7 protein-coding genes and 2 pseudogenes are annotated in these 11,296 nt (G+C 56.3%); 2 read left to right on the top strand and 7 right to left on the bottom strand.

What is annotated here, in order from left to right; translation table 11 throughout:
* Positions 1-83: 83 nt before the first annotated feature.
* The 7 genes and pseudogenes from D9V82_RS09745 to trmB all read right to left on the bottom strand — a co-directional run.
* A pseudogene (locus D9V82_RS09745) lies at positions 84-283 on the bottom strand (transposase); the annotation flags it as partial.
* Between the two features lie 472 nt (positions 284-755).
* On the bottom strand, positions 756-2,150 hold the full coding sequence (gene lipS1, locus D9V82_RS09750; protein ID WP_121912204.1) for a triacylglycerol lipase LipS1: 1,395 nt from the start codon (positions 2,148-2,150) through the stop codon (positions 756-758).
* A 240-nt stretch (positions 2,151-2,390) separates the two neighbouring features.
* On the bottom strand, positions 2,391-2,729 hold the full coding sequence (locus D9V82_RS09755; protein WP_121912205.1) for a DUF3054 domain-containing protein: 339 nt from the start codon (positions 2,727-2,729) through the stop codon (positions 2,391-2,393).
* Positions 2,726-3,754 (bottom strand): lysylphosphatidylglycerol synthase transmembrane domain-containing protein, encoded by a 1,029-nt coding sequence (locus tag D9V82_RS09760; protein ID WP_121912206.1) that lies wholly within the window; start codon positions 3,752-3,754, stop codon positions 2,726-2,728. Before D9V82_RS09760 ends, D9V82_RS09755 begins: the two co-directional genes overlap by 4 nt.
* Positions 3,755-5,908, bottom strand: coding sequence for an MMPL family transporter (locus D9V82_RS09765; RefSeq protein WP_121912207.1), 2,154 nt, complete (start codon positions 5,906-5,908; stop codon positions 3,755-3,757).
* A gap of 14 nt (positions 5,909-5,922) precedes the next feature.
* On the bottom strand, positions 5,923-6,516 hold the full coding sequence (locus D9V82_RS09770; protein WP_121912208.1) for an NYN domain-containing protein: 594 nt from the start codon (positions 6,514-6,516) through the stop codon (positions 5,923-5,925).
* Positions 6,517-7,293 carry a tRNA (guanosine(46)-N7)-methyltransferase TrmB gene (gene trmB / locus D9V82_RS09775; RefSeq protein WP_121912209.1) on the bottom strand — a complete coding sequence of 259 codons (777 nt, stop codon included), beginning with the start codon at positions 7,291-7,293 and terminating at the stop codon, positions 6,517-6,519.
* Between the two features lie 362 nt (positions 7,294-7,655).
* On the opposite strand from trmB, the gene D9V82_RS09785 reads away from it, so the two are divergent.
* Both D9V82_RS09785 and D9V82_RS09795 read left to right on the top strand, forming a co-directional pair.
* Positions 7,656-9,482, top strand: coding sequence for a phosphoenolpyruvate carboxykinase (GTP) (locus D9V82_RS09785; RefSeq protein WP_121912211.1), 1,827 nt, complete (start codon positions 7,656-7,658; stop codon positions 9,480-9,482).
* Positions 9,483-9,974: 492 nt separating this feature from the next.
* A pseudogene (locus D9V82_RS09795) lies at positions 9,975-11,160 on the top strand (IS256 family transposase); the annotation flags it as partial.
* Between the last annotated feature and the right edge of the window lie 136 nt (positions 11,161-11,296).

The raw sequence follows: 11,296 nt of genomic DNA on the forward strand, positions 1-11,296 counted from the left end.
CCCGCCGTTCTAAGCAAAGACCTTTTCTCACACATTTAAGCCTTCGAGCCTAAACAGCAGAATGCGTGGTTGAAGTTGCCCCGTTAGAGGGTCGGTCGAGTCCGTGGAAGTGGTGTGTCTGTCCTTTCTGAGTCGAGGACAGACATGTAGCGCTTGTGCTGGATCAATCATCATGTTGTTTGGCTAGAATAAAGCCGACTAGGCGGATTACAGACCTACGATTAGGGAAGACCCCTACAACGTCGGTACGCCGCCGGATTTCCCGATTCAGCCGTTTTGTTGGGGTAGGGCCCAGTTAAGATAAAGTGTGAATGAAAAATGATGAACAGGCATAAAATGTCTCCCAATGCGATTGTCGTTACTCTATTTGGGCTGGCAATTTCAGGTTATGTCGGCATCGCAAACAAGTCGATCCTCGGATTTTTCATCCTTATACTGCTCACCATGATTGGAGCAGTACTGGTCAATGGCGTCAAAAACAGTCATCAAGAATAACCGGTGAGTAAAATCGCCTCCCGGAAACTAACCCTTATCGTCAACCTGGCGTAACGACCTTGCCATCGTTGATTTCTGCGTTGTTTGGCGTGGTTCCGTGCTCTTTTGCCCTCATCTAGGCTTGGCTCTCTTGGGTCTTAAAACGCTACACAGCGCTTAGCCCTTTGTTGTAAAAGCGCCGAAAGCCGACTTTAAGTACACCGGGGGCGATGTCAGCCTTCCGGGCAACCCCCGGAGCCCTTCCATAGCGTAGCGGGTACTTACCGGCTTGCCTTTTCGTGCCGTAGGGCGGCGTCAATGGCTTTTACTGATTCGATGATGTGGGGGTTGGTGCCGGTCAGGTGAGTGTGGGCGTTATTTGGGATGAAAGTGACATCGGCGCCGCGCTCAGTCCACTCATTAACGAGCTTTTCAGCGGTTGAGAACGGAATAACGTCGTCACCGCGGCTATGCGTAATGACGACTGGAATAGCGGGTGCATCGTAGCCAATATGCTGCTTTGCCAGTATCGATTTGAAAGGCTCACTATCAATAAAGTCGTGTACGTTCCTGCCATCGTTGCTGATCCGCTCCACGGTAGTGCCGGCGGTTTTAAGAAGCCCCATGGTGCAGGTATTCGTCGCATCTTGTAGCTTTCGTGCGCCCATCTCATTGATATGCGAGTACAGATCCTCGCCATAGGAGTTGCTCAAACCCAAAAGAGCATACGCCCCGAAGAGGAAATATAACGATCCATCGAGGACAGAAGGCAACAACGTTAGATCTGTTGGGGCGGCACCGATAGTTGCAAGCTTGATGTTGAGCTCCGGAGCATAGTCATCATAGAGCTCGGCGGCAGCGGCAGCAGCTCCACCGCCTTGGGAATAGCCATTGATGAATATTGGGTTGTTTCCGTTAATGTCCCAGCCATCCAGTTTTTGCGCAGCTCGAATGCTATCGAGGACCGCGTGTCCTTGGGATGCACGATCCATGTACGTGTGCATGCCAGGGGTGCCAAGCCCCTCATAGTCGGTAAGTACTACGGCATAGCCCTTTTCAAGGTACCGATGGAAAAAGAACTGCTCGTAGTCTCCTACCCCGTCTGCAATATTTCGGGAGGCGGAACAATGGTCCGCTAAACCTTTTGTACCCGGTGCAAATGCCACGACAGGGCGTGGGCCCTCTTTGTCCCACTCGGTTTTAGGTTCAATGACCATCCCGCTTACTTGGATCTTTTCTCCAGAGTGGTTGGTAGATGAATAGAGTATGCGTTCTGCCTTAAAAGGGCCAAGGTTGTTGATGCCAAGTGGGTTTAGGGGATTGTGCACAGATTCCGATCGGAAGAGCTGTCCGGGCTCCGAGGAGTCGAGGTCTACCGGATCATGATAGAAAGCGACGTATTGGTCTCCATTATGGTCACCTGGACCCAACAGTCCTGATGAAAGGGACAGTAGTGCGGAGGGTTCTTCGGCGCTGGACGCCGCCTCTAGTGAACTCTTGGCGGGAACTGAGCCTTTGAGAGCTTCGTTAATAAAAGCGGATTCTGGAACCTTTGAATTCTCTTTAGCTGGTGGAGCCGATTCGACCAAATCGATGGCCCCGGCGACAGGGCTAGCGGCAGCGATGAGAACCCCTGAGGCCACAAGCGCTAGATAGTTACGTGTTGCAGCGTTCATTACGGTAACCTTTCAACTTCTTGTAGGGATAATTGAGGGGTATCCGGTTTCGAAAATCTGTGTTCAGATACGCGCAATTATCCACTAATTGCTTTTACTTTCCTTTTGGTATCAAAATTATACCTCAAGTTGGTCACCCTCTATAAAGGGTGAGACGGATAGCGCAAAGCCAAAAACTGAAGGTTGAATTTCACCGATGTGTGTCCTAGGGAAAGCGTCTTTCCCATGGGATGGGCGTATTTACTTGGGGGCGACTAGCCGCCAGCCAAAGAAAAATACGGCGGACATGGCGGTCGCAACAACGAGGAAGCTCCAATGGGGCAGGCGGCCATTGACCAGGATCCACAGCGCCATTCCGCCGATGATGGCGGACAGCCAGACAACAGTGCCCTCTTTCCACTTACCCTGGACCTTTGTGGCGAGGATGATGACCCAGCCGATGAGCGCACCTACCGTCCAAGGCCAGAAGGCATCTACCCAGCTGGAAAAGCTCAATCCGCCGTGGGCGAGGCGGGCGGCGATGGCGAAAATCACCAAGGCGATGATGTCAATGAGCGGAGCGATTCGCGTCGAAGTCATGCGGTTTCCTTTTCTTTTTCTTTACGGGATAGCGCGGCGTAGGTAATGCCCTTGCGTGCATAGTGCCAGAAATAAATGGCCCAGCCAATAGCGGTGATGAAGGCAAAAGAGATCAGGCGGTAGATAATAGCCGTGCTGGTGGCATCGACTGCGGTCATGCCCGTGGCCACCAGCGTGGCGATGATCGCCGCCTCCACCGTACCAAGCCCCGCTGGGGTGACTTGGGCGGAGCCGGCCAGCTTGGCGGTGAGATAGGCCAGTGCAATGCCGGCGATGGTAGTGGTGTTATCGGCCGCATCGGTCGTGGGCATCTGGCCGGTCACAGCCCATACGCAGCCCCAGAGCGAGACCATATCAATTAACCGGTTGGCCAAGGAATAAAACGATGCCCGGGCGAATTGCCGGCGGGTTAGATGCACTTCTTTAAGACTCTCCACATGCTCGAGGAGGGCTGCGCGTTTGGATCCTCTCACCACCCGCTGCTTGTTCACCCAGCGCTCTAGCGTCTCGGGGTGGTTGCTTAGCCAGAAGAGACCGCCCGAGAGCACCAGCATCATCGCTAGCGTGCTGATGAGGGACCACAGGGCCATATCCGCGTTGAGGAAGAGTACGCCGCCAAGCCCAATGAGGACCAACCACACGGTAGAAATGGCGGAGGAGAGTACGAAGAACCAGCCGCACAGGACCACCGAGGCACCCCAGGTGCGCTGTACGTGAAAGGTCAAGACTGCAGAAAAAGCCGGGCCGATGGGCATGGTGGTGGACCAGGAATTGGATGCAAAAGTAAGTGCGGCGGTTTCGGTGGCCTCTACCTTTACGCCGCCGGCCCGAATGAGCAGGCGCATTACCTTTCCCATGGCGACGACGGAAAGGATGGAGGCAATGACTACCAGTGCTACCGGCCCCGGCTGGGCGTGGGAGAGCCGGGAGAAGCCTTCGCTCAAAAAGTCCAGCTCATCGCGGAAGACATAGATGAGGATGGCCAAGATGATGAGCGAGGCGACAACTCGCAGCCAATTTTTCAACTATTTATCTCCTTCAAGGCGCCGTTTTAATTCGTTGAAAGGCACAGTTTTCCCACGACGGGTGGTACCACCAGAAAGCCTAGTGGTCATGTGGTGCAACCAGCTAGGCGCCCACCAGTTATCCTCGCGCAGCAGGTGCATGACGGCTGGCACAAGGAGCATGCGGACAATGGTGGCATCGATAAGCAGAGCAAAAATCATGCCGTAGGCGATGTACTTCATCATCACGATGTCGGAAAAGCCGAACGCGCCCGCCACCACGATCATGATGAGGGCCGCCGCCGTAATGATGCCGCCAGTATGCGCGGTGCCTGCGGCGATAGCTTCGTCCGTGGACTCGCCCCGCCGCCGCGCCTCCACCATGCGGGAGACCAAAAAGACCTCGTAGTCGGTGGAGAGACCATAAATAATGGCGATGATGAGCACCAGAATGGGGCTCATGAGCGGGCCAGGTGAGAAGTTCAGCGCACCGGAGGTCACGCCGATGACGAACATGAGGGTGAGGATGCCCAGGGTGGCGCCCAAGGTCAACAGCGTCATAGCAATGGCCTTAATCGGCAGCACGAAGGAGCCAAAGACCAGTGCCATGAGGATGAAGGTGGCAAGTAGCACGTATAGTGCCATCCACGGCAGTTTGTGGAACAGGGCATCGAGCGATTCCACCTCCATGGCCGGCGTGCCGCCGACATAAAGGTTGACGCCCTCGGGCGCGGTGACGTCCTCGAGTTCGTGAACGACCTGTGCGTAGTCCTTGCGGTCCTTAATGCCGGCCGAGAGGACCGTGGTCCCGTCTTTGGTGGCGGTCGATGGACCCATCGGTTCGGTAAGGCCGGCTAGGCCGCGGACTTGCAAGACGACATCGACAAGCTGCTCGTTGGTGGCGTTTTCCACCACGAGCTTGACCGGCTCGGTGCGGAAGGCCGGGAACTCCTCGTTGAAGGTATCCTGCGCCACGCGGGTATCGTGGTTGGGTGGCAGGTAGGTCTCATTGATGCCGCCGAAAGTAATGCTCATGACTGGTAGCGCCAGCGCAATAAGGAGGCCACAAATGGCCAGGGTGAGGCCCTTGGCGTGGCGGATGGCCCAGCGGGGGAGTTTATACCACCACGTGTCCTGAAGGGTGCGGGCCCGGCGGGAGGTGCGGCGCACCGACCACAAATCGATCTTGGGACCGAGCAAACCAAAGAGGGCGGGCAAAACGGTAACGGATAGCAGAGCCGCCAGGCCGACGGCGGAAATCGAGCCGTAGGCAACGGACTTTAAGAAGGCCTGGGGAAAAAGGAAGAGCCCGGAGAGGGCGACGGCGACCATCGCTGCGGAAAAGACCACGGTCTGCCCTGCGGTGGCGGTGGTGGTGGCCACGGCATCCTTGGTGGACCTTCCCTTGTCCAGCTCTTCCCGGAAGCGGGAGACCATAAACAGGCCGTAATCGATGGCCAGGCCCAGCCCCAGCAGTGTTACTACTGCCTGGGCAAAGACATTGACCTGCAGGAAACCAGCCAGGATAGCCAAAATGCCCAGCGATCCCAGGATGGATAGGCCGCCGACGATAAGCGGCATGAACGCGGCTACCACGGAACCGAAAACCACGAGGAGCAGCAGGCCGACGAGCGGAAGCGCGGCCTTTTCCGCGCGCGCGATGTCTTCTGCCATGCCTTCATCGAGGGCGTCCGCCACGGCTGTGGCGCCGGCAACTTCGACCGGCGCGGAGGTATCCGTCAGTGCGTCCTCGATGACGCGGAAGTCTTTCAGGGTTTGTTCATTATCACCCTTGAGCCCAATCGCGGCAAAGGCCAGCGAGTGATCATCATTGATCAAGTTAGGGTTCCTGCTGTGGAAATAGCTGGTGACAGAGTCAATCTGATCCGGGTAATTTTCTTGGAGCTGCGCCAAGTGCTCCTTGGCGGCATCGAAGTTCTCATCGGGCGAGCTAAACAGCAAAATCACGTCGCCGGAATTATCGCGGCCGAACGTTTCCTGTTCGATCTGCGCCGCACGTGTCGATGCCGCGTCCGGGTCCTCCCACCCCTCCTGGCTCATGCGGTCCTCGAGCTGGGTTCCAAACCCTAAGAAGAGAGCAAGAATCGCCCCGAGGATGACGATGGGAATGATCTTGCGGTGCGAGTAGGAAAAACGTCCCCATTTGTCAAACATGTGGGGTAAGCCTCCTAGCTATTATTCAGTAGCGCAGCCAACGGGCGGAATGGCTGGAGCCATGCACCACCCTCCGGCAGGTTATCCAGGTTAATACGGGGCAGCGGCTCGCGGAAGACGCCGTCAATATCTTCTAGATCCACGAAGTTGATCTCGGAGTGGCCCACGGCCCAGGAGGCATGTTCGCGGAAACCTAGGACGGTGACTGGCAGGCCCTCCTCAACCAGCTCTTCTAATAGAGGCTGAAAGTTTTGGCCATCGGCAGAGGCCACCACGAGGCCAGCGAGATCATCGCGCAGTTTTTTAATGTGGTCGATCATATCTGGGTCTACGTCGTCATCTTCGTGGATCTTCGGCTTGGCGAAGACGCCAAAGCCCACGTTGCGGATGGCCTCTACCCAGGGGCGAATAATATCGGCGCCATCGGGGGAGACGTTGGTGAAAACCGCAGCTTGGGGGTCCGCATCGACATCCATCGCGCGGTAGACCAGCCACCGTCCTATCACATCAAAACGCGGGCGATGCGCCGCGGTGGGGCGCCCGCCCAGTAGGGACCCGAGCCCCATATCCATATTGGGCGCGTCCCACACCAGTAGGTAGGTGCTCATTTACTTCTTCTCCCACAGGTATTCAGTAATAACGTGTTCTTTATCTAGGCCCTTGCCCTCAAATTTGGTGATAATCTGCCGGTCCACCAATTGAGGGCAGCCCGGCCATGGCCAGCCCTTGTACTCCAGGCTGGGCTCGACATGCACGAGCTCATTGATCCATTCGGCATAGCCGGCGTGGTCAGTAGCAACGTGTAGGACGCCGCCTTTCTTTAGCCGGGAGGCAAAGAGATTGAGCGTGCCGGATTGGATGATGCGGCGCTTGTGGTGGCGCGCCTTGGGCCAAGGATCTGGGAAGAACACGCGGATGCCGTCAAGCGATTCCGGTGCAAACATCCGCACCATGACCTCCACGCCATCGCCGCGGATCATGCGTATATTATCTATACCCTCGCGCTCGATCTGGCCTATGAGCTTGGCTAGACCGGGCTTATAGAGTTCCACAGCGATGATATTGGTGTCCTGCTCCAACGGTGCCATGGCCGCCGTGGACGTACCGGTACCGGACCCGATTTCCACGATGGTCTTAGTGCCGGTGCGGCCGAACCACTCATTGACATCGATGAGCTCATCGCTTAAGACGCGGCCTAACTCGGGCCAACGCTGCTCAAAAAGTTGGTGCTGGTTATCCGTGAGCGTGCCGCGGCGGAAGGTGACATTGCCTAGGCGCGGGTAGTCCAGGCCATTATCAAAGACCGTATTAAAGTCTGTTTGCGGCGGACGCCCCGGTGGCATTTCACCGGCAGGGGTGTTTTGAGAATTATCTGTGCTATTCATTGCGCCCCATTTTTCCCTGTCCAGGCATGTCAAGCAATATGCCGCGCCGGGTATGTCTTCTGCCGGCAAGGGGAAGGGAATGACTGGTCGATCCTCCGGGGGTGGTTCCTTGTGGTGTAAAGCGGGAGAATAGGAAATTTTAATACCCTCGAAATGGTGTGGAGAACATCACGTTGGATGGTGCGGTTGTTCGCTGTGTACTCGGTAAACGTCTGCCTGTGGGGGTGGATATAACCGGAGTGGGAAAAATGACACTAAACGCGTCAAATATTTTGGCTCTGCCGGTTAATCTGGAAATGGAAGGCAAAATTGGGCCATGATACGCCCCGATTTTCACATCCTATTCATGAGGAGAATTTTTAATGACCGCCACCATCCAGGGCCTCGTTGGAGCGCTGCCTACAGATAATCAAGAACTGATTGATTGGATTAATGAAAGCGTTGAGCTTTTCCAACCGGACGAGGTGGCTTTTGTAGATGGCTCACAGGAAGAGGCTGACCGTCTCGCTGCGGAGCTCGTAGAAAAAGGCACCCTCATCAAGCTGAATGAGGAAAAGCGTCCGAATTCCTACTTGGCGCGTTCCAACCCTGCGGACGTTGCCCGCGTGGAATCCCGTACTTTCATCTGCACCTCGAAGCAAGAAGATGCGGGCCCAACGAATAACTGGGCGCCACCAAAGGCCATGAAGGAAGAAATGACGAATGCCTTCCGCGGATCCATGAAGGGCCGGACCATGTACGTCGTTCCCTTCTGCATGGGCCCGATCAACGATCCGGAGCCTAAGCTCGGCGTGCAGCTGACCGATTCCGCTTACGTAGTGTTGTCCATGCGCATCATGACACGCATGGGTGCAGAAGCACTGGACAAGATCGGTACGAACGGCGATTTCGTCCACGCCCTCCACTCCGTCGGCGCCCCGCTGCAGCCAGGTGAAGAAGACGTTGCCTGGCCGTGCAACGACAATAAGTACATCACCCAGTTCCCTGAGACAAAGGAAATTTGGTCCTACGGTTCCGGCTACGGCGGCAACGCCATCCTGGCCAAGAAATGCTACGCTCTGCGCATTGCTTCTGTCATGGCCAAGGAAGAAGGCTGGATGGCTGAGCACATGCTCATCCTGAAGCTGACCAATCCGGAGGGCAAGAATTACCACGTTGCCGCCGCATTCCCGTCCCAGTGCGGTAAGACCAACCTGGCCATGATCACCCCCACCATTCCGGGCTGGAAGGCTGAGGTCGTGGGCGATGATATCGCATGGATGCACCTGCGCGAGGACGGCCTTTACGCTGTGAACCCAGAAAACGGTTTCTTTGGCGTTGCTCCGGGTACCAACTATGATTCCAACCCGATCGCCATGGATACCATGAAACCGGGCAATACCTTGTTCACCAACGTTGCGCTTACTGATGACGGCGATGTCTGGTGGGAGGACATGACCGAGGAAGTACCAGAACACCTCATCTCCTGGACCGGTGAGGACTGGACGCCGGCATCATCTACCAAGGCTGCCCACCCGAACTCCCGCTACTGCGTGCCTATTTCCCAGTGCCCGACTGCCGCGCCGGAATATGATGACTGGAAGGGCGTCAAGATTGATGCCATCCTTTTCGGTGGCCGCCGCAAGACCACGGTTCCACTGGTTACCCAGTCCTTCGATTGGAATCACGGCACCATGATTGGTGCACTGCTGTCCTCCGGTCAGACCGCAGCCGCAGAGGGCGAAGTTGGCGCGCTGCGTCACGACCCGATGGCCATGCTGCCGTTCATGGGCTACAACGCCGGTGATTACCTGCAGCACTGGATTGACATGGGTGAAAAGGGTGGCGACCGCATGCCAGCGATCTTCCTAGTTAACTGGTTCCGCCGCGGCGACGATGGTCGCTTCTTGTGGCCGGGCTTTGGCGAGAACTCCCGCGTTCTCAAGTGGATCATCGACCGCATTGAGGGCAACGTGGACGCCCAGGACACGGTGGTCGGACGCACCGCCCGTGCTGAGGACATCGACTTGGAAGGCATCGACTTCGATGTCGACGACGTCCGCGCCGCCCTTGCCGTTGACCCGAAGGAATGGGAAGGCGATATGCAAGACAACGCCGAGTACCTGAACTTCTTGGGCTCCCGCGTGCCTGAGGAAGTGTGGGATCAGTTCCGCGCCCTAAAGAGGCGCGTGGAGGACGCAGCTTCCTAACTCGTTCATCCGCAGAGAAGCTATTACGTTGTTAGCAGTTTCACTTGAGGTCACCCAGGATTCGTAACCTGCCCCTATGCAGGGGCAGGTTATGTTTGTCTGTGTTCCTTTGCTTTTCTTTTTAAGGGGCAGTGGAACTAGTCGCTGGTTTCGGTATGGCTTGTTTTCGTCCCTGTTTGATAATGATTCGGGGGGTGATGCCGCCGAAGGCAGTGACATACTCCAAACTGCTAATAGGAACCTGACCTACATCAAGTGTGTGAGGTCTCAAAGTAATGTGGATGCCAGCGTGAAATATGTCCGACCACCAGCGATGAAAGAATTCTCATACTCATTCAACTCGCTAGGAGGTCTGACATGGTCTACGACTATGTCATCGGAATGGATGGTGGAAAATACTTCCACCACCCTTGCGTCCTAGATAGCCACGGCGCCCGAGGGTGTCAGGAAGTTTGTGTGTGAGGCTCTGATCTAGAAGGAGTTTCACAGATAATGACTACTGTGTCACCGAAGAAAGGCCATGACCCGGCGAGGGTCAACGACATCAGTGAGAAGCTGATGGAAAATCCTTAAGCTCGCCAGCTTGATCGGCGAGCTGTCGACGTCCACCGATGACGCCAGCGAGCTGGTCAAAGGCCTGTTGCAGGCTTCGATTAACGCTGGTCTTAAGGCAGAGATGGATGCGCATTTGGGCTATAGCCATTCCGACCGCAAGGCCAAAGCCCAGGTAGAAACCGCACACAGCAGCAATCACCGCAACGGGTCGTACACCAAAACCGTCAACTCTGGCTACGGCGCGGTGGAAGTGACCGTGCCCAGGGATCGCGCCGGCACGTTTACTCCCCGGATGATGCCCAAGGGCACACGTCGGCTCACAGAGCTCGACGACATGATTATCTCGCTGTACGCCGGTGGGATGACCGTGCGCGATATGTGCCACCATCTCGCAACCACCCTTGGTGTGGATATGAGCCCGGATACGATCAACACCATTACCGACGCGGTCTTGGAAGAGGTCATGATCTGGCAAAACCGCCAGCTCGACGAGTTCTATCCGGTGATCTTCCTCGACGCGCTACGCGTTAAAATCCGCGATGGCCACCGCGTGGTCAACAAGTCCTGCTACATGGCGGTTGGCATCGACATGGACGGCATCAAGCACATCCTGGGATTGTGGATCGCGGACAATGAAGGCGCCGCATTTTAGGCATCGGTGTGTGCGAATCTGGCCAACCGCAGTGTCCAAGACGTGTTCATCGTGTGCTGCGACGGGCTTGAAAGGCCTGCCGGAAACCGTGGAGGCAACCTGGCCGAATTCCATGGTGCAGACCTGTATTGTGCACCTGATTCGGGCGGTAAACCGGTGGGTGTCCTACCAGGACCGCAAATCAGTCTCCCGCACACTGCGTGAGGTCTACACAGCCGCTAACGAGGACACTGCACGTGCCAGCCTGGATGCCTTCGAGGCCAGTGAACTTGGCCGGAAATACCCCCAGTCGGTCAAAGTCTGGCGGGACGCATGGGAGCGGTTCGTGCCGTTTCTGCAGTTCCCGCCAGCGGCGCGGCGAGTACTCTACACCACCAACTCGATCGAATCGCTCAACGCCCAACTGCGTAAAGCTACCCGTAACCGGGGCAATTCCCGAACGATACTGCCGCACTTGAAGCGTCCTGGGTTTGGTTCCGCTTCTTTTACGGCCCAGTGTTGATGGGCTCGGTGAGATAGTACTCGATTTCTAATTCCTGCTGGTTGGCGTAGTCCAATGCCTCGTGAAGACATTTGGTGTTCCACCAGTGTGCCCACCGCAGGGTGG

The sequence above is a fragment of the Corynebacterium macginleyi genome, from assembly GCF_003688935.1.
Classification (GTDB): Bacteria; Actinomycetota; Actinomycetes; order Mycobacteriales; family Mycobacteriaceae; genus Corynebacterium; species Corynebacterium macginleyi.